Origin of the sequence: Sphingomonas ginsengisoli An et al. 2013 (assembly GCF_009363895.1) — a bacterium.
GTDB classification, from domain to species: Bacteria; Pseudomonadota; Alphaproteobacteria; order Sphingomonadales; family Sphingomonadaceae; genus Sphingomicrobium; species Sphingomicrobium ginsengisoli.
Genome location: NZ_CP045434.1, coordinates 578,319 through 596,502, shown reverse-complemented (window position 1 = coordinate 596,502; position 18,184 = coordinate 578,319). Strand labels below are relative to the sequence as shown.

The 18,184-nt window shown below is 65.8% G+C and carries 20 protein-coding genes; 8 read left to right on the top strand and 12 right to left on the bottom strand.

Annotated features, from left to right (window positions below):
- Positions 1-21 precede the first annotated feature (21 nt).
- Both GCU42_RS02880 and GCU42_RS02875 read left to right on the top strand, forming a co-directional pair.
- On the top strand, positions 22-441 hold the full coding sequence (locus GCU42_RS02880; protein WP_114227926.1) for a secondary thiamine-phosphate synthase enzyme YjbQ: 420 nt from the start codon (positions 22-24) through the stop codon (positions 439-441).
- A complete protein-coding gene (locus tag GCU42_RS02875) occupies positions 438-914 on the top strand; it encodes a YbaK/EbsC family protein (RefSeq protein ID WP_114227927.1) in 477 nt (158 codons plus the stop codon). The genes GCU42_RS02880 and GCU42_RS02875 overlap by 4 nt, the downstream gene beginning before the upstream one ends.
- On the opposite strand, the gene GCU42_RS02870 is transcribed toward GCU42_RS02875, so the two are convergent.
- Both GCU42_RS02870 and GCU42_RS02865 read right to left on the bottom strand, forming a co-directional pair.
- On the bottom strand, positions 911-2,038 hold the full coding sequence (locus GCU42_RS02870; RefSeq protein WP_114227928.1) for an NAD(P) transhydrogenase subunit alpha: 1,128 nt from the start codon (positions 2,036-2,038) through the stop codon (positions 911-913). The two genes, GCU42_RS02875 and GCU42_RS02870, sit on opposite strands and share 4 nt — an antisense overlap.
- 13 nt (positions 2,039-2,051) lie before the next feature.
- Complete coding sequence (locus GCU42_RS02865; protein WP_114227929.1) at positions 2,052-2,201, bottom strand: aa3-type cytochrome c oxidase subunit IV; 150 nt, start codon at positions 2,199-2,201, stop codon at positions 2,052-2,054.
- A gap of 110 nt (positions 2,202-2,311) precedes the next feature.
- Between GCU42_RS02865 and GCU42_RS02860 the strand changes: the two genes are divergently transcribed.
- Entirely contained in the window at positions 2,312-3,748 is a 1,437-nt protein-coding gene (locus GCU42_RS02860; protein WP_114227930.1) for a sigma-54-dependent transcriptional regulator, read from the top strand.
- 39 nt (positions 3,749-3,787) lie between these two features.
- Here the strand turns inward: GCU42_RS02860 and GCU42_RS02855 are convergent, their stop codons facing one another.
- On the bottom strand, positions 3,788-4,600 hold the full coding sequence (locus tag GCU42_RS02855) for a SurA N-terminal domain-containing protein (RefSeq protein WP_114227931.1): 813 nt from the start codon (positions 4,598-4,600) through the stop codon (positions 3,788-3,790).
- An 82-nt stretch (positions 4,601-4,682) separates the two neighbouring features.
- Here GCU42_RS02855 and GCU42_RS02850 point away from each other — a divergent pair, with 82 nt between their 5' ends.
- Positions 4,683-4,940 carry an XrtV sorting system accessory protein gene (locus GCU42_RS02850; protein ID WP_114227932.1) on the top strand — a complete coding sequence of 86 codons (258 nt, stop codon included), beginning with the start codon at positions 4,683-4,685 and terminating at the stop codon, positions 4,938-4,940.
- 16 nt (positions 4,941-4,956) lie between these two features.
- Here GCU42_RS02850 and epsI read toward each other — a convergent pair whose 3' ends face one another.
- Both epsI and xrtV read right to left on the bottom strand, forming a co-directional pair.
- On the bottom strand, positions 4,957-5,652 hold the full coding sequence (gene epsI / locus GCU42_RS02845; RefSeq protein WP_114227933.1) for an exosortase-associated protein EpsI, V-type: 696 nt from the start codon (positions 5,650-5,652) through the stop codon (positions 4,957-4,959).
- Positions 5,645-6,454, bottom strand: coding sequence for an exosortase V (gene xrtV, locus GCU42_RS02840; protein ID WP_152569426.1), 810 nt, complete (start codon positions 6,452-6,454; stop codon positions 5,645-5,647). Before xrtV ends, epsI begins: the two co-directional genes overlap by 8 nt.
- 176 nt (positions 6,455-6,630) lie before the next feature.
- Between xrtV and GCU42_RS02835 the strand changes: the two genes are divergently transcribed.
- Positions 6,631-7,842, top strand: a complete 1,212-nt coding sequence (locus tag GCU42_RS02835; protein WP_240309480.1) for a glycosyltransferase family 2 protein — start codon at positions 6,631-6,633, stop codon at positions 7,840-7,842.
- On the opposite strand, the gene GCU42_RS02830 is transcribed toward GCU42_RS02835, so the two are convergent.
- Genes GCU42_RS02830 through GCU42_RS02820 form a run of 3 tightly spaced genes read right to left on the bottom strand, consistent with a single transcriptional unit; the run spans position 7,772 to position 11,707 of the window.
- Positions 7,772-9,082 carry a glycosyltransferase family 4 protein gene (locus GCU42_RS02830; protein WP_152569425.1) on the bottom strand — a complete coding sequence of 437 codons (1,311 nt, stop codon included), beginning with the start codon at positions 9,080-9,082 and terminating at the stop codon, positions 7,772-7,774. The genes GCU42_RS02835 and GCU42_RS02830 overlap by 71 nt on opposite strands.
- Positions 9,039-10,031, bottom strand: coding sequence for a glycosyltransferase family 2 protein (locus GCU42_RS02825; RefSeq protein WP_114227936.1), 993 nt, complete (start codon positions 10,029-10,031; stop codon positions 9,039-9,041). Before GCU42_RS02825 ends, GCU42_RS02830 begins: the two co-directional genes overlap by 44 nt.
- Positions 10,028-11,707 (bottom strand): glucosamine inositolphosphorylceramide transferase family protein, encoded by a 1,680-nt coding sequence (locus GCU42_RS02820; RefSeq protein ID WP_114227937.1) that lies wholly within the window; start codon positions 11,705-11,707, stop codon positions 10,028-10,030. The genes GCU42_RS02825 and GCU42_RS02820 overlap by 4 nt, the downstream gene beginning before the upstream one ends.
- Before the next feature lie 149 nt (positions 11,708-11,856).
- On the opposite strand from GCU42_RS02820, the gene GCU42_RS02815 reads away from it, so the two are divergent.
- Positions 11,857-12,894, top strand: coding sequence for a glycosyltransferase family 4 protein (locus GCU42_RS02815; RefSeq protein WP_205214988.1), 1,038 nt, complete (start codon positions 11,857-11,859; stop codon positions 12,892-12,894).
- 10 nt (positions 12,895-12,904) lie between these two features.
- A complete protein-coding gene (locus GCU42_RS02810) occupies positions 12,905-13,855 on the top strand; it encodes a UDP-glucuronic acid decarboxylase family protein (RefSeq protein WP_114227939.1) in 951 nt (316 codons plus the stop codon).
- Between the two features lie 61 nt (positions 13,856-13,916).
- Here GCU42_RS02810 and GCU42_RS02805 read toward each other — a convergent pair whose 3' ends face one another.
- The 4 genes from GCU42_RS02805 to GCU42_RS15310 form a co-directional block, all read right to left on the bottom strand.
- Complete coding sequence (locus GCU42_RS02805) at positions 13,917-14,480, bottom strand: FxDxF family PEP-CTERM protein (RefSeq protein WP_114227940.1); 564 nt, start codon at positions 14,478-14,480, stop codon at positions 13,917-13,919.
- A gap of 167 nt (positions 14,481-14,647) precedes the next feature.
- Positions 14,648-15,169, bottom strand: coding sequence for a CAP domain-containing protein (locus tag GCU42_RS02800; RefSeq protein WP_114227941.1), 522 nt, complete (start codon positions 15,167-15,169; stop codon positions 14,648-14,650).
- Positions 15,170-15,245: 76 nt separating this feature from the next.
- Positions 15,246-15,875 (bottom strand): L,D-transpeptidase family protein, encoded by a 630-nt coding sequence (locus GCU42_RS02795; RefSeq protein WP_114227942.1) that lies wholly within the window; start codon positions 15,873-15,875, stop codon positions 15,246-15,248.
- Positions 15,876-15,887: 12 nt separating this feature from the next.
- On the bottom strand, positions 15,888-16,517 hold the full coding sequence (locus tag GCU42_RS15310; protein WP_114227943.1) for a PEPxxWA-CTERM sorting domain-containing protein: 630 nt from the start codon (positions 16,515-16,517) through the stop codon (positions 15,888-15,890).
- A 170-nt stretch (positions 16,518-16,687) separates the two neighbouring features.
- On the opposite strand from GCU42_RS15310, the gene GCU42_RS02785 reads away from it, so the two are divergent.
- Positions 16,688-18,157 carry a mannose-1-phosphate guanylyltransferase/mannose-6-phosphate isomerase gene (locus GCU42_RS02785; protein WP_114227944.1) on the top strand — a complete coding sequence of 490 codons (1,470 nt, stop codon included), beginning with the start codon at positions 16,688-16,690 and terminating at the stop codon, positions 18,155-18,157.
- The last annotated feature ends 27 nt before the right edge of the window (positions 18,158-18,184 follow it).

The following is an 18,184-nucleotide window of genomic DNA, read 5'->3' as shown; positions in this document are numbered from 1 at the left end:
TTTGCCCGTTAGCGAGCCCGAATGCTCCACCAGGCCCTCGGCACCATCACTGTCACGGCGCCCCGCCCCGGCCTCCATGAGGTTAGCGCGGAAGTGTTGGAGTGGGTCGCTGCGCAAGGCCTGAGCGAGGGACTGCTGACCGTCTTCTGCCGCCACACCTCGGCCTCGCTGCTGATCCAGGAGAATGCCGCTCCGGCCGCGCGACGCGACCTCGAACGCTACTTTGCCCGCCTCGCGCCCGAAGATGCGGCCTACGAACATGACGACGAAGGTCCCGACGATATGCCCGCTCACCTGCGCAGCGCGCTCACCCAGACCCAGCTGGCGGTGCCGGTGATGGGCGGCGCGCTCATGCTCGGGACGTGGCAGGGCATCTATTTGTTCGAGCACCGCCGCTTCCCGTCGCCGCGCGAACTCGCGCTGCACCTGGTCGGCGCATGAGCGTCGAGAGCGTCCGCGCCTGGCTGGCCGAGCACGCGCCCGAGGCGCGGCTGATCGAGGCACATGCCAGCACCGCCACCGTCGCCGACGCTGCTCTAGCGCTGGGTGTGGCGCCGGGACGGATCGCCAAGACGCTGGCGCTTCGGGTCAATGGCGAGGTGCTGGTGCTGGTCACGCGTGGCGACGCGCGACTCGACAATGTCCGCTGCAAGGCGGCGTTCGGCGGGCGGCCGCGGATGCTCGACGCCGAGGAGACGCTGGCGCTGACCGGCCATCCGGTCGGCGGGGTCTGCCCATTCGGGCTGGCCCACCCGCTCCCCGTCTATTGCGATACGAGCCTGCGCGACTTCGCGACCGTCTTCCCCGCCGCCGGCAGCCGCAACAGCTCGGTCGAGCTAGCGCCTGAGCGGCTGGCCGAAATCACCGGTGCGCGCTGGGTCGAGGCCTGCGTGCTGCCCCCAGCCAGCGACTAGGAGGCGAGCCGCTCGGCGACGACCTGACCGCCGCGGGTCAGCCGAATCGCCTTCACGATCTCGTCCTCGTCGGGCAGTAGCGGGCGCCCCTGCTCCTTGTCCCAGAACGCCGACAGGAAATTGAAGATGTTGCGGGCGAACAGCGCGCTCGAATCGGCCGGCAGGCTCCGCGCGAGGTTGGCCGCGCCCAGAATGGTGACGCCATGCCGCTCGACCCGCTGATCTACCTCGGTCCCCTCGACATTGCCGCCGGCGTCGGCGGCAAGGTCGACCACCACGCTGCCCGGCCGCATCGAGGCGAGCTGGGCGTCGCTGATCAGCCGCGGCGCGGGCTTGCCGGGGATCAGCGCGGTGGTGATGACGATGTCCTGCTTGGCGATATGGCTCGAGACGAGCTCGGCCTGCGCCCGGCGATATTCTTCGCTGGTCTCGCCGGCGTAGCCGCCCTGCCCCTCGCCCTCGATGCCCGCGACGCCCTCGACGAAGATCGGCTTGGCGCCGAGCGACTGGATCTGCTCGCGGGTGGCCGAGCGGACGTCGGTCGCACTGACCTGCGCGCCGAGGCGGCGGGCGGTAGCGATTGCCTGGAGGCCGGCGACCCCGACACCCATCACGAACACCCGCGCGGGGCTGACGGTGCCGGCGGCGGTCATCATCATCGGGAAGGCGCGGCCATAGGCGTCGGCGGCCTCGATCACCGCCTTGTAGCCCGCGAGGTTCGACTGGCTGGAGAGCACGTCCATGCTCTGCGCGCGGGTGATTCGCGGCATCCATTCGAGCGCCAGCGCCTCGAGCCCAGCCGAGGCATAGCCATCGATCGCCGCGCGGCGCCGGAAGGGGTCGAGCGCGGCGACCAGCAGCGCGCCCGACTTGGCGCCCGCCAAGCTGGCCGGTTCAGGACCGCTGACACCGAGAATGATGTCGGCGTCGGCAAGGATCGCCGCGCGCTCGCCCAGCGTTGCACCCGCTGCCTCGTAATCGGCATCGGCGATCGCCGCCGCAGCCCCCGCCCCGCGCTCCACCGCGACGGCGGCGCCGAGCGCGACGAACTTCTTCACCGTCTCGGGGATCGCCGCGACGCGGGTTTCGCTGGGCGCCGTTTCGGCGAGGACCGCGATGTTCATCCGCGCCTGTCCTTTAGCTGGCCAGCAACACCATCACGAGCATGGCGAGGATGAAGGCGATCACGGCGCCCCACTTCAGCATGGAAATGACCTTGGCATAGTCGCGGGCGTGGACCTTGTAATCGACCGGACCTGAGATTTCGTCGGAAGTGTGAATGGCCATGGAATGCTCCGTTCAGCGAAAGCTAGAGTTGGCCCGTGCATAACAACGCTGTGAGCCGTCGCGAAGCCCCTACACCTAATCTTTACGCCTTGGTCCCTAAGGCGATGGTTATGCGTGCGGATACCATCCGATTCCTGTTGCTGGTCAACGCCGGGCTCGACGAGCGCCGGCTGGTTGCGGCTACGGCGTTGCGTGCCGGCTGGAACACGCTGGGCGCGCCCGGCGCCGCCGAGGCGGTCGAGCTGCTGCAAGGCCCCCACGGGCATGAGGTCAAGGCGGTGCTGGTCGGCGGCTGGGACAGCCAGAGCGGCCCGGCGACCGTCCGCGCGCTGCGCGCCGACCGCCCCGGCCTGCCGATCATCGTCTTCGCCGAAGCCGGCTCGATCGCCCAGGCGGTCGAGGCGATGCGCGCCGGCGCCTCCGACTTCCTGTCGCGCCCGGTCGCGCCCGAGCGGCTGATGGAAGCGCTGGCGGTCAACGCCGACCGCCGCCGCCCGAGCGGCGAGCTCGCGCCCTTGTCCGAGAAGCTCGCGCCGCAGATGGCGCTCGAAGAGCTGATCGGCGCCACCCCCGAATTCCGCGCCGCACTGGCGATCGCCGCCAAGGCCGCGCGCAACCGCCTGCCCCTGCTGATCGTCGGTGAGCCCGGCGCCGGCAAGGAAACCATCGCCCGCGCCATCCACTCGGCCTCGCACCGCGCCCGTGGGCCGCTGCTCGAAATCGACTGCAAGGCGACCCCGGGCAACATCATCGACAGCGAGCTGTTCGGCCATGTCGCCGGCGCCTTTCCGGGCGCCTTCGCCGAGCGGATCGGCAAGATGGTCGAGGCCGACGGCGGCACCCTGCTGATCGACGAGATCGGCTTGATGCCGCGCGAGACCCAGGAAACGCTCGACCGCGTGCTCGCCACCGGCGAAGTTCGTCCGGTCGGGTGCAACGGCAGTAATTCGGTCGACGTGCGGGTCATCGCGACCAGCTCGGCCCCGCTGCCCGACGATTTCCTCCCCGGCCTTGCCGAGCGGCTGTGCACCACCATCGTCACCGTCCCCCCGCTGCGCGAACGGTCGCAGGATATCCCGTCGCTCGCGCGCCATTTGCTCGCGCGAATCGCCGGGCAGCCTGGCATCCGCCCGCTGTCGCTCGGCAATGACGCACTGGCGGTGCTGATGCGCTACGGCTGGCCGGGCAATGTCCGCCAGCTCAGCAACGTGCTGTTCCGTGCCGCGCTGCAGAGCGAAGGCTCCGCGCTCACCGCCGAGGACTTCCCGCACTTGGCGGTGCAGTCGCGCTTCACCAACCGCAGCCACGACGCGACCCCCGAAATCAGCAAGGCCAGCGCCGATGCCGCCGTGTCGGGCGGGCCAGGCGTGACCCTGCTCCGCGCCGACGGCCACCTGCGCAGCCTCGAGGACATCGAGGCGGACGTCATCCGCCTCGCCATCAATCATTATCGCGGCAAGATGACCGAGGTCGCCCGGCGGCTCGGGATCGGGCGCTCGACCCTCTACCGCAAGCTCGCCGAACTGGGCATCGACAACCCGAGCTGAGCGCCGCCGGCGATGACCGGCGGCCGCTGAGCCTCCCGCTTACTTCGGCGGGCCGAAGCCCTCCTTATATTCGATCTTGGCGTTCTTGCGCAGGTCCTTGAGCCGCTGCTGCAGCGCATCGGCGCTCTGCTGGCGGCGGAGCAGGTTGACCGCCTCCGTCCGCGCCGGCGCACCGACCAGCGGGGCCGGCTCGCGCGACACGATCGAGCTCGCCACCGACGCCGCGCCATTGGGAACGATGAACGGCTCGCCCGAGGTCATCGCCGCCAGCCGCGGGTACATGTCGGGCGGGATGACGTTCGACGCGATCTGGTTGCTGGCGCGCTGGAACGGAATGCGCGCCGCAGTCAGCACCGCGATGAGCTGATCGATGCTCTTGGTCGCCATGATCTTGGCCTTGACCGCCGGATCGGCCGGGGTCTGATACTGGATCTGGTCGAGCTTCCACACTTCGCGTTTGGCGAAAGCCTGCGGATATTTGTTCTGGAAGGCCGCGATTTCGGCGTCGGTCGGCAGCTTGCTCGAATCCATCTGGCGGCTCGCGAGCATGCCGATCAGCAGCTCGTCGTTCATGCGGCGCTGGCGGGCGATGAACTCGGGCGACTGGTCGATCCCTTCCTGGCGCGCCTGGTCGGCGAGCAGGCGGCGATCGATCAGCCCCTGGAGGATGCGGTTGGTCGCCTCCTTCTTGTCGACGTCGGCCGGCAGTCTGGCGTTGGCGAGCTCGCCGTTGATCTCGGACGAGGTGATCTCGTCCTTGTTGACCACCGCGACCGTCTGCCCCTCGGCCTTCTTCTGACAGCCGGACAGGGCCACCGCGAGGGTCAGACCGAGAAGTAACTGCTTATGCATGAACAGCCCCTATTAAACTTTTGTTCGAGCGTGATTAGCATCGGTGCTAGGTGGGCGCCAGCGTAAGCGGAGGAGTGCGAAGTTGAAAACCCCCTATGACTGGATCACCATTGCGATCTTCGCGGGGCTGATCGTCCTGTTCATGCAGCGATCGACCAACCAGGACGAGCAGCAGGTTCACGATCCCCTTTGGATGTACTTGCTCGCCGGCGGCGGCTGCGCGCTCGCCAATTACCTCGGCAACGAAGGGATGCACCTGCCGGCGGTGGCGATGATCGGCGTGACCATCGCCTTCATCATCCACTATCTGAAGCCCTTCCCGACCGGCCGCCCGCACTAGGCGTCGGCGACCAGCATTAGGCGTCGGCGACCAGCACCTTGCGCCGATCCGCCGGCAACGACCCCACCATCGCCGCGACGAAGCGCTGGAGGCGGTTGAATGCCGCTTCCTGATCGGGATCGATGGTCGAGATGCGGACCAGGACGGCGTCGGGGATCTCGCCCTTCAGATTGGCCACCGCGACCGCCATTTTCTGCGCCGCCCAGGTCGGCGGCATCACCTCACCCACCCGCGTCCAGTAGAGAATCTGCTCGGTTCGGCCCGGTTGCGTGGCGGTCAGCTGGTTGGCCGCAAAGGTCGACCCATTGACCGCGATCGGACGCGGCGTGATCGGGGTGAGTTGGAAGCCGTTCGCCGGATAGCAGAATTCGGGGCGATGGATCTGCAGCACCCCAGTCTGGCCCGCACTCTGCGCGATGAGCAGCATAATCGGCGGCTCGTCGGCATGGGTATAGGTGCGGGTGAGCATCTGCGAATAGAGCGCCGCCGACAACGCGTCCTCGGGCGGGACGACGAGCCCGCTGGTCGACGCGAACTCCCATTCGCCGATCCGGTTGGGAATGAGCTTGTCGAGCTTGGTCTTGCCCAGATAGTCGATCGGCTGTCGCGGCTGGCGGGCGAAGGCGATGCCCGCACTGCCCGCGAACAGGAGCCCGAGCAGCACCTTGCGCCGATCGAGCGCTGGGCTTTCGAAACCGACCGGCTCAGCCATGGAGCACGACCTCCGGCTTGCGCGCGGTGACCCGCGAATAGAGCGCTTCGAGAGCCATCATCGTACCCAGCGCCGCGGCAAAGGTAACGATCCCGGCGAAATCGTGAAGGAAGCCCTGCGCGGCTGCCTCGCTCACATAATAAGTGAGCAAGATGAGGATCAGCACCCGAATGAAGTTAGCGAGGATCGCGACCGGCACGACCAGAAGGGACATGAGGATCAGCGCCCGCGTATCGCTCCGGTGCCGCAGATAGACGTAGAACAGGCCGATCGCCGACAGGGTGATCAGCGAGTTGAGCCCCGAGCAGGCCGCCGCGACGAACAACTCATACTGCGCGATCTGGATCACGACGCCCGAGCTGCCGACCGGATAGCCAAAGGCGTGGAGCAGCGAGACCGCTCCCTGCGAGATGGCGATCTTGACCGGATTGGTGAGGGTCGCGACCACCGTATCGGGCGGGGGTAGCGCGAACGCCATGTAGAAAATCGGAAACCAGACCGCACGGAGCATGCGGGCGCCGACCAGCAGATAGGCGCCGGCGATCAGCGCGCCGTACATCGCCACAACCTGAAGCTCGAGGATGCCGGTGATGCCGAGAACGATGAAGGCCGCCAGAAACAGCGCCAGCGCCACCAAGCCGAGCAGCAGATTGCCGCGCTCCTCCAAGCCTCGCGAGGAACGATATTCGCGCGCCAGCAGCCACAGGCCGGTGGCGAGCACGATCGGCCCGTGCCCCCCTTGCTCGGTCGACCAGTTGTTCTGAGCCACCAGGATCATCGGCGGCAGGACCATGGCCAGCATGCCGAGGATTAGCACGCCGTCGGGCCACCGCAATCGCCAGCGCGAATGTTGAAACTGGTCAGTCTTCTGAAGCAACAATTTCGCCAAACCTCCACTGCCGTTTGGCAAGGTGCAGACCTTGATGCAGGATGCTAGTCGCGCCGCCGTCGCGATGCAATCACGGGACCGACCCAGAAATGAACATGTCCGAAATACTGTCGATCCTGCTGCTGTTGCTGTTAGCGCCGATCTTGGCCGCTAACGCGTTCTTCGTCGTCGAGATCGCCGCAGGATTGGCCCGCCGCCGCGCCGCACCGACCCTGCTGGACGTCGGCGAGGTCGCGATTGTCATTCCGGCGCATGACGAGAAAGCGGTCATCGGCGAGACCCTTCGCCGGCTGGAGGCAGCGCTCGGCACCGGCATGCGGGTGCTGGTCGTCGCCGACAATTGCACGGACGATACGGCGGCGATCGCCCGTTCGTGTGGCGTCGAGGCCATCGAACGTCACGATCCGGCTCGTCGCGGCAAGGGTTTCGCGCTGGCCTTCGCGCGCGATCACCTGCTCGCCGCGCCGCCGAGCGCCGTGGTGGTGTTCGACGCCGATTGCCACATCGATCGGCTAAGTCTCGAGCGATTGGTGGCTTTGAGCGCGGCAACAGGCCAGGCGACCCAGGCGGTCTATCTGTTCGAACCGGACGCGGCGGCCGCGCCGATGGTGCAAATTTCGTCCTTCGCCTTCCTGATCAAGAATCTGGTGCGCCAGCGGGGGCTCCAACGTCTCGCCGGACGCGTCCACCTGACCGGCACGGGAATGTGCCTGCCCTGGCCCCAATTCGCGGCCGCGGACCTGGCGACGGCCAGCATCGTCGAGGATTTGCGGTTGGGGCTGGAACTGGCCGAGTGCGGGGTCCCGCCGCTGCTGGTGGACGACAGCATCGTCTGGAGCACCCACGCATCGGCGTCGCAGACGCTGGGTCAGCGCAGCCGCTGGGAGGGCGGGTTCCTCGCCACCATGCGGGCGACGGCCCCCGCCCTGCTCGCGCGTGGCCTCCGACGGGGATCGCTCGGCACCGTCCTCGCCGGCTTCGACCTGCTCGTCCCGCCGCTTGCCCTGCTGATGATGATCAACGCCGGCGTGCTGGCCGCCACCGTACTCTTCGGACTTTTCGGTCTGACAGGTTGGTTGCCGGCACTTGTCCTCGTCGGCCTCGGCCTACTCGAGATCGTCGTGCTGCTACTCGCTTGGTGGCGTGAGGGCCGCACCACGCTCAGCGGGCGAGCCCTGCTCAGCATCCCCGGCTACGCCTTGTGGAAGCTGCCGATGTACGCCGGTCTGGTCAGGAAGGGCGCGCCGGCGACGTGGAATCGCACCGAGCGGGCGTCTGAAACAAATCGCGAAGCGCCGTAGCCGACTGAGCAATATCGAATTCGCGCGCCATCACGGCGGGACCCCGCGCGCCCATCGCCTGCCGCAAGGCGCGATCGCCGACCAGGCGTTCGAGCGCGCGTGCCAGTCCATCCCAGTCCGACGGCGCGAACAGCAGTCCCGTCTCGCCGTCTCGGACCAGCTCGGGGATGCCAGCCACCTGCGAGGCAATGACCGGCTTGCCGAGCGCGAGCGCTTCCATCAGCACGATCGGCAGCCCTTCCATGAAACTCGACAGGACCAGCAGGTCGCTGTCAGCGATGGCGCTAAGTGTCTCAGCCTCGGGCAGTCGACCGAGGAAGGTGACGCGCTCACCGATGCCGAGCGTAGCGACCTGCGCGTCGAGCTCCGCACGGAGGGGGCCGTCCCCGACGAGGATAAGCCGTGCTCGGTTCCCCGCGGGCAGTCGCGCGAACGCCTCGAGCAAGCCCGAGAAGCCCTTTTCCGGAGAGAGGCGACCGACCGCAATGATCTGCACCTCGACGTCGTCCCGATCTTTCCTGGCAGGCAGTCGATCCAATTCGAGCCCGCAGCGCACGATCCTCAGCTTGGCCCATTGATCGGGATTGGTCAGTCGCTCGGCCTGAGCGCGACCGAAATAGGACACGCAGGCGACGAAGTCGGCCGCCACGATCTTGTCGGCGAGGGTGAGCCCCGCCGGATAGTCGAACTCGGAGACGCCGTGGATGGTGAAGCTCCACCCGATCCCGGCCTGTCGAGCCGCCAGCAACCCGACGCTCGCCCCGCTGTTGGCAAAGTGGTTGTGGAGGTGGGAGATGCCGCCACGCCGCAATTCGCGCGCCAGCAGGATCGCTTCCCCAAAATGCGCAACTGACAGGAGGCCGGCGCGCAAGCCCGGCGCTCGATGGCGGAGAGCTAATGCGAAGGTTTTAACGTAAGTCATTGGCGAACGCGCCAATTCGCCCAGATGCGCGCGAAGGAATGCGGTCAGTGGCTGAGTAAGCAGAGTGTAGGTCTGCTCCGCCTCGCGGCGGTCGCTGTCTGCCTTCAACTCGTCCGCCAGCGGCGCCCGCACGCTGAAGGTCCGGATCGGGACGCCGGCGTCGCGGAGGGCGGTGACCTCGCGCCGGATGAAAGTGTGCGACGTCGCCGGATACTGGCTGGCGAGATAGGCGATGGGGCCTGGCGTACTGGGCGGGGAAACCGGACGAACCAAATCAATTTCCCTTATAATCGATGGCGGTGCGGCTCTGGCCGCCAAAAATTGCCCGCGCCGCGCCGATCAATTCGCCGGACTTAATTGCGAAGATCACGAATGCTTTGCGCCACTGATAGGGATCGCCGATTTCAATTGAGGCCGCCATCCTCGCGATCTGCAGAAAATAGATGAGCGGAAGCAAGACCAGCAAAGTGGGGTGGCGAAGAAGCGCTGCAAGCACGATTAAACCAAGCGGTAAAATTGCCATCCAGAACAAACTGCTCGCGAGCAGCCTGCCATTGATGCGGTGGCTCAGTTTCGCAGTTCGCATCCAGGCTTGGGCGTAGCCGAAGCCTGCACGCATGGCCCGCCGCCAATAAGCTTTGAAAGTGAAGATCTTGGCATCGTGCTCAGTCATCAATGCGTCAATGCGCCAGATCTCCCAGTCGGCTTCGCGCAATCGAGCGGCAAGTTCTGGCTCCTCACTGGCCATGAGACTTGGGTCGAAATCCCCCACTTGGTCGAGGGCTGACACGCGCATCAGCGCGTCTCCCCCCGACGATGCGACCCGCCCGCAGGGAGTGTTCCACTCTTCATCGCAAAGCTTGTTATAGAACGAGGCATCGGGATGCGCCTCAAATCGCCGACCACAGACGACTGCTGCGCGTTGATGCTGTTCAAGAAACGCCGAAGCCTCATCGATCCACCTTTCGGCGAGAACACAGTCTCCATCGAGAAATTGGACGAAGCGAAGCGAGGGATGGTCGACCTTCAGAGCTTGGTAACCCTCATGGCGACCACGCGAAGCATTCATGGCCCGCGCAGGATCAAGCCTGACGACAGTGGCCCCCAATTCGGCTGCGCGATCCGGGCTGCCGTCCGTCGATCCGGAATCGGCGTAAACGATGGGCGCTTGCAGAGGGAGTAACGAGCGCAAACAGGCCGCCAGCCGCTCGCCTTCGTTGCGCCCAATCACGACGAAGCCAAGTTCTTGCGGAGACGGCGGCGTCATCGACGAGATATCCTGAGTTTTCGCAGCATTGCACGGCGTAGCTGAGCAAAAACGAACGTGTGCCGCGCACCGTCAATCACGGTCAGGTCCGCCGTGCCAGAAATCGTGTGAAGTCCATGGGGATAGGGTCCGGCCGGATCCGGCACCAGGCGACCGATCGCACGCTCTTCGTAAATGGAGGGGTTTAGCGAGGTGACTTGGTTGAAGACGAGAGCACCGCCATAGAAGCGCGAGCAATCCTGCGCGGGTCGTAACAGCAAGGAGCCGTGTTGGATGAATGACCCAGCCGGTCGGCTTGAGCGAACATCGATCTTCACAGGGTTGAGATCATGCGCTGTCCAAGTTGAGTCGAGATCGCGCGCGTAAAAGGCGTACAAGGTGTCCTTGTCGTTAGGGCCAGCGCGCGTGCAAAAGAGCCACCACAGATCGTCGCGCTGGAGAATCGTCGCATCGACTGCCGGAAAATCAAGCTTCAGGCGGCCGATTGGCGTAAGAGTTTGCTCTCCCGTCGCGTACACGGTCGTGTGCCCGCTTTCCGCGTTTTCGGGGAGGCAGCGCGTTTCGCCGCCATGCTCGAACAAGAACGGATAGGACAGGTGGCTTAATGTCTTCAGCGCTGGACGCACGTCCACTCCACCGTGGCCGGTAATCGTCGAGATGTGACCTTTCCCCGAATCCCAATCATATTCTTCGGCGAAGACGATCGGGTCCGCGCCTCCTCTCAGCAAAAATGGGTCTGCAAGAAATGCGCCTGCCGGCTCGGGCGACCAACGCACATCCTTCTCGACGAAATCAGCACCGCGCGCTTGCTCAGCAACGTCCCCTGGCGAAGCGTCGATGAATCCCACTCCCCATTGCTGATGCCGGAAAAGAGAAGTCCACTGTTCAGCCAGCCACGACCAAACCAGTCTCCAAACAAATCGAATGACAGCGGCGTTCTTGGGATATCGGTAAATCGGGCCGGAGGGCGGGGGCGTGCCTGCGCGCGCGTCGGCGACGCTAGGATCATTCCGTAATTGAACCAGCGCTCGGGCGAGCATAGGCGACGAGCTCATCAGAAGGTGGTCTAGTTGGCGTGAATAACTAGCTGCAATCGTTTTGAAGTATGCCCGATTGAGGATGACGCCGCCGTCCAGCTTTTCAGTCAGTCGCTGAAGAATTGCACCGGTATTGTCCGCGCCCGCATGGATCTCCCAAAAGCCCGGAGGTGCTCCCCTAAAGAAGTCGGGATCACCGTGATGATACGACCAAACACCGTAGCGACCGATCTCAAGCGCCTTGCCGGTCAGGATTCCAAACCCAAACCTCACGACAACATCGAGGTCGAAATCCGCGATGAGGCCAATATCGGCATCGCTCAACGTTTCCCTGAATTTTCCGACGGGAACCGGCGTGCAATGCACTTGCGAAACGTTTCCGAGGATTTCCGGCAGAGGAAGCCCTCGTACGGCCGGTGTCCGCCTCGATACGAGGCGGTCCAAGATTCGCCACAAGAGCGAGCCGCTTTTGAGCAATTTGGCGGCACGTGCAACGATGCCTTGCGAAACTGGCGCTTGCTTGGCGTTGACGATGAACAAGGCGATATCAACGAAGTCGAGCGACTGCGCCTGACGTAAACAGGCCAGTTGCCAAGCGGCAAGATCGCCCTGCTCGCGAAGCACGCCGACGCGAATCATTCGTTTTAGCGGTTCAGGCAATTTAAGGTCCCCAGCTCGACGCGACCGGCTTTACAGCCCTTTGCTTGGTTGCCAACACGCGAGGCATGAGGATCGCTTTTGCTCTGCCCGGTTTCCACCGGTATCACCGCGGAGCAGAGGTCGCGCTGATGTCCGTCGCTTCGGGCTTGGCGAGCCACGGCCACGCCGTGACGTTGTTCGGAGCAGGTCACGCGGATGCCGACACGAGTTATGCATTCGCGCGGTCACCGCTGATCGCGCGAGAACGCTTCGAGCGTTTTCCCAAGGTGCCGGTCTTCCGCGGCGATACGACCTGGGAAGAAGCAACCTTCCTCCCCGGTTTCCTGCGCCGCTACCGGCCGCAGGATTTCGACGTCACGCTGACTTGCTCCTACCCGTTCCTCAACTGGGCGCTGCGAGCCCGCAAGCATCGCGGCTATCGGCCGCGGCACGTGTTCGTGACGCAGAACGGCGACTGGCCGGCGCGGGCGAACAACAGTGAGTATCGCTTCTTCGGTTGCGACGGGCTGGTCGCGATCAACCCCGATTATTTCGAGGACAATCGCGCCAACTACCGGACCGCGCTCATCCCCAACGGGGTCGACCTCACCCGCTTCAATCCAGGCCCTGCACAGCGCGCGGCGTTCGGGCTCCCCGAAGGCGTGCCGCTCGTCCTGATGGTCAGCGCGATGATCGCCAGCAAGCGGGTCGGCGACGGGATCGAGGCGGTGGCGCGCTTGCCCGGCGTGCATCTGGTAGTGGCGGGCGACGGGCCCTTGCGCGACGAGCTTAGGGCCAAGGCCGACGCGCTGATGCCCGGGCGCTACCATACCCTGTCGGTGGCGGCGACGCAGATGCCCGACCTCTACCGCAGCGCCGACGTCTTCCTCCACCTCTCGCGCGACGAGAGCTTCGGCAACGTCTATGTCGAGGCGATGGCCAGCGGGCTGCCCTCGGTCGCGTGGGACTTGCCCCGCACGCGGTGGATCATGGGCGACACGGGGGTGCTCGTGACCGATCTCGACCAAGATGCGCTGGTCGCCGGGATCCAGCGCGCCCTCACCCTCCCCCGCGCCCCGGCCGCCCAGCTCGAGCGCGCCGAACGATTTTCATGGACCGCCATCGCCGCCGACTATGAGCGATTTCTCAAGGAAGTCGTGGCAGCGGGTCCCCAGCGACCAGAATAGGATTTCAGTGATGCGCACCTACGCCGATACCAAACGCATTCTCGTCACCGGCGGTGCGGGATTCCTTGGCTCGCATCTCTGCGAGCGGCTGATCGGCGAGGGCCATGAGGTCATCTGCGTCGACAACTTCTTCACCGGCCAGCGGCGCAACATCGCGCACCTGCTCGGCCACCCGAATTTCGAGCTGCTCCGCCATGACGTGACCTTCCCGCTGTTCGTGGAAGTGGACGAGATCTACAATCTCGCCTGCCCCGCCTCGCCGGTCCATTACCAGCACGACCCGGTGCAGACGACCAAGACCAGCGTCCACGGCGCGATCAACATGCTCGGCCTCGCCAAAAGGGTCGGCGCCAAGATCCTCCAAGCCTCGACCAGCGAGGTCTATGGCGATCCCGACATCCACCCGCAGACCGAGGATTATTGGGGGCGGGTCAATCCGATCGGCATCCGCTCCTGCTACGACGAGGGCAAGCGCTGCGCCGAGACCTTGTTCTTCGATTATCACCGCCAGCACGGCCTCAGGATCAAGGTCGCGCGGATCTTCAACACCTATGGGCCGCGAATGCATCCGGCGGACGGGCGGGTGGTTTCCAACTTCATCGTCCAGGCACTCAAGGGGCAGCCGATCACCCTTTACGGCTCGGGCGAGCAGACCCGCAGCTTCTGCTATGTCGACGATTTGATCGACGGGCTGGTGCGGCTGATGAACAGCGGCGACGACGTCACCGGGCCGATCAACATCGGCAATCCCGGCGAATTCTCGATGAAGGAACTGGCCGAACTCGTCCGCGACAAAGTCGGCGGCACGTCCGAATTCGTGTTCGAACCGCTGCCGAGCGACGACCCGCGCCAGCGCAAGCCCGACATCAGCAAGGCCAGCGAGCATCTCGGCTGGGCGCCGACCATCCCGCTCGACAAGGGCCTCAATGCCACCATCGACTATTTCCGCACGGTCGTCTGACGCCCACGAAAAAGGGGCCCGGCCAACGGCCGAGCCCCTTCTCCATCCGTATGGAAACGGGTTAGGCGGCTTGCTGCAGGAAGCTGCCGGCCTGACGGCGGCGCATCGAGAAGCCGACCGCGCCGAAGCCGAGGAGCATCAGCGCCCAGGTGGCGGGCTCGGGCACCGCGGGGGTGGCGCCGAACGACAGCGTGCCGCTGTACGAGGCGTCGCCGAAGGTGGTGCCGTTGATGGTCAGCACGTTGGTCGCATTGGCGATCAGCGGGATCATCTCACGGCTGGCGCTGTCGAACACGCCGTTGGCGATGTTGAACGAATAGTTCGACACGCTGTTGTTCAGCACGACCGAATTGAAGTTCAGGTTCGTCAGCGGGTTCGACGTGTTGTAGGTCGAATTGAGGATCGCCGACACGCTGTTGTAGCCGGTCGGGGTGGTGAACGTCACCGTGTCGGTGAACGTCTGGCCCGACGGGCAGCTGGTGGTGGTCGGCGTGCACTGCACGGTCGGGTTCTGGAACGAACCGGCGGCGCCGTCGATGACCGGGGTGACGACCGCGGCGTTCGCGCCGGTGGCGCAGGCGACCGACGCCAGTGCGCCGGCGACGAGATACTTAAACTTTCCCATGTGGTACTCCCTCACTGCACGCGCATGGATGAGCCTGAGCGCGATCTCAGCGAGGTCGTTAACGGGATGGTTACCTTTGGGTTCCCCGCCTAGTTCGCAGGTGCACCATTTTTTCCGGTCCGGGTCCGGCTAGTCATTGAGAACATGGGATTTGTTCGGAACCAAATTTATAGGATCCGTTCACCAATGACATTTCCAGCTGTACTATAACGGCACACTAGAATCTCTTCGGCCCCTGCCGCACTGCTCGCGCAGCCGACGTGCGTGGTCCGCCGCCAGATCATCTGAGTATAGTGGCTGACGTCCTCAACCCGGCGCGTCCGGCTCGCATATGGAAAGATGCCGGGGCGGAATTCGCGCTTCTCGGCGGTCCACAGCCCGACCATATTCTCGGGCAAATAATAACCCGGGGTGCCGCCCCAGATATTCTCGCCCTCGGGTGTCGCCCCAGGTTCGTCGGGCGAATGTTCGAAGCGCCCGGTCCGGCTGAGATGCTTGGCCCAGACGGCCGCGCCCTTGGCGAGCCCCTCGTCCCACGCCAGCGGCGGCACATCCATCACCGCCCGCTCGCGATTCTGCGCCGCCAGCAGCCGGTCGTTGAAATTGGTCCGCGGGCCGAGGCTGCCGATCAGCAGCGGGGTGGCGGTAAGAAGCAGCGCCAAACGCGGAAGAAACTGGGAACGGGGCATGCGTCACCTCGAAGGAACGAGGCGCCGTTTTGAACGAAGAGAGTAAAAGGCCGGTTAGCGTCCGGCGGCGAAAGTCTCAGGCCGGCTTGGCCGAGCGGACGATGGTGACCGGGTCGCCGACCTTCGCCTGGGCATAGACCTTTTCGGCGAAGGCGGTGGGCACGCCGATGCAGCCATGAGTCGCGGCCCCCCACCGCACGTCGCTGCCGTGGATGGCCACCCCGTCGCCGGTCAGCCGCAGCGTATAGGGCATTGGCGCGTCATAGGTGCTCGAGCGGTGATCCTTGCCTTTCCACAGGATTGGGAAGCGACCGAGCGGGGTTTCCTTGGCGTCGGCGCCGTAGAGCACCACCGCGGTGCCAATCTCATGCCCCTGGCGGAACACGCTGATCAGCTGCGTGCGCAGGTCGACGCGGATGGTGACGGGACCGGCCGGGACGCCCGCCTCGTTCCACAGGAAGTCGCCATATTCGAGCGCATGGTCGACCTTGAGCAGCGAGTGCGGCGCCTGCTCGAACCCGCCGACCGCCTGGGCCTGACGCTGCTGGGCGGCGTCAAGCACGATCCGGGCGTTGTCGGTCGGGGCGGCGGGCAATGGCCGGGCGACCGCCACCGCCGCCGGCTCGGACGAAGGCCGATTGAACCAGAGCAGCAGGCCGCCGCCAACGACGGCCAGCACAAGCAAGGGAAGGATCAGCCGCCGCATCGGGCGCCGACCTTAAGCGAGCCTGGGCGTTCTCGAAAGGGCGGGTCCCGAACGAGCGGGCCGACGCCGGCGCTGGGCCGAGCCGATAACCCCGAAACCGAGCAGCATGGTCAACCAGGTCGCCGGCTCGGGTACCGCCGGCACGTCGGTCGGCGGCGCCGAGGGCGTGCCCGGCGTGCCCGGGGTACCGCCACCGCCGCCACCACCAGGCGCGCCGACCAAGACGCTTCCGCCCGGGGCCGAATTGCCGGGAACGCCGGTAACCTTGGGCAACACCTCGGCCAGCGTCGGCGGCGGCGCCAGCGGCGGAGCGACCTCGGCGGCGGCCGGCGGCGCCAGCGCCTCGGCGAAATCGGTGTTCGGCGCGGCGGGATTGACGATCTTGCCGAGCGCCCGCTCGTGCGGACGGACGGCGTTGGCAGCCAGCTTCTTGGTCTTGGTCGCCGTCAGCGCGCCCTTGGCCCGCTCACCCGGCGAACGGGCATCGAGCAACGCGAGCAGGCTTTGAGGCGTGGAAAGCGTTGGAACGTCGTAGCCGTGGTCGGCGAGGGTCTGGAGTGCCAGCGGCGTGCCGGCAACGGCGACCAGTCCGGCGCTGAGCAGCGCCCCGACGGTCAGATTGCGCTTCGTCCCCTGGTTCACCCTGTTGCTCCGGAATCGGTCCACGTCCAGAACGGTTAATCCATTGTTTAGTTTCTGTGAAGATTTTCCATTCATCTGTCTGGCTTTGAGACAGGGTAAGTGTTGCCGCAAAGACAACAGATAGGAACTGCGGCTAGACAAGGTAAACGAGACGCTGTTCAGGGGCCCGCATGAGCATTTCTTCCTCAGCCTCGACCCGCCGTATTCGTCCCGTCATCCTGTGCGGCGGCATGGGCGCGCGACTGTGGCCGGTCTCGCGCGCGCAGTTTCCCAAGCAACTGGCCGATCTTGGTAGCGGCCGCTCACTGCTCCAGGAAACAGTGGCGCGGGTCACCGGGCCTCATTTCGACGCTCCTTTGCTGGTCAGCGGCGAAGAGCATCGCTTTGTCGTCCGCGACCAGATCGCCGATATGGGCGTCGAGCCCGCCTGCCTCCTGCTCGAGAAGACCGGGCGCAATACCGCGCCGGCGGTCGCCCTCGCCGCCGAATGGCTGCAGGCGCATGACCCCGACGCGATCATGCTGGTGCTCCCGTCCGACCATGTGATCGACGACGAGGCGGCCTTCCTCGCCGCGATCGGCGAGGCGCTGGCCGGAGTCGCGGCCGGCCAGCTGGTCACCTTCGGGATCGCCCCGTCGCGGCCCGAGACCGGCTACGGCTATCTCAAGGTCGACGCCGATGGGCAGGCGGGCGGCGGCGTCCGCCCGGTCGAGCGCTTCGTCGAGAAGCCGCCGCTGGCGACCGCCGAGGAATATCTGCGCTCGGGCGACTATTATTGGAACGCGGGCATCTTCCTGTTCGGGGTCGGCGACGTGCTCGCCGAGCTCACCACCCACGCCCCCGAAGTCGCGGCCTGGGCGCACCAGGCCATCGCCGGCGGCAGCAGCGATTGCGAATTCTTCCGCCCGGCCGAGGAGAATGACGCCAGCCCCTGCCCGGCCATCTCGATCGACTATGCGGTAATGGAGCGCTCGGCGCGGATTTCGATGGTCCCGGTCGATCCGGGCTGGTCGGACCTCGGCTCGTGGAACGAACTATGGTCACGCGCCGAGCAGGACGGCGCGCAGAACGCCATGCGCGGCCAGGCGGTGGCGGTGGATTGCCGCGGCAGCTTGCTGTTCGGCTATGACGGGATGACCGTCGCCGGGGTCGGCCTCGACGAGATGATCGTGGTCGCGACCCGCGACGCGGTGCTGGTCGCCCCTAAGGCACGCAGCCAGGACGTCCGCGCGGTGGTCGACGAGCTCAAGGACCGCGGCGAGCAGAGCGGCGAATTGCCGACCGTGATCCATCGCCCGTGGGGGACCTACCAGACCACCGACCGCGACGAGCGCTTCCAGACCAAGCGGATCGTGGTCAAGCCGGGCGGCAAGCTGTCGAGCCAGCTCCACCATCACCGCTCCGAGCATTGGGTGGTGGTCGCCGGCACCGCCGAAGTGACCGTCGGCGAGAAGACCTTCCTCCTTTACGAAAACCAGTCGACCTACATCAGCGCGGGCACCGTCCACCGCCTCGCCAACCCCGGCAAGGTGCCGCTGCACCTCGTCGAAGTTCAGTGCGGGACCTACCTCGGCGAGGACGACATCGTCCGTTTCGACGACGTCTACGGCCGCGCCCCGGCGACCGACGCCGAGGCCTAGCGCCACTTCTCGTCACCGCTTATGCTC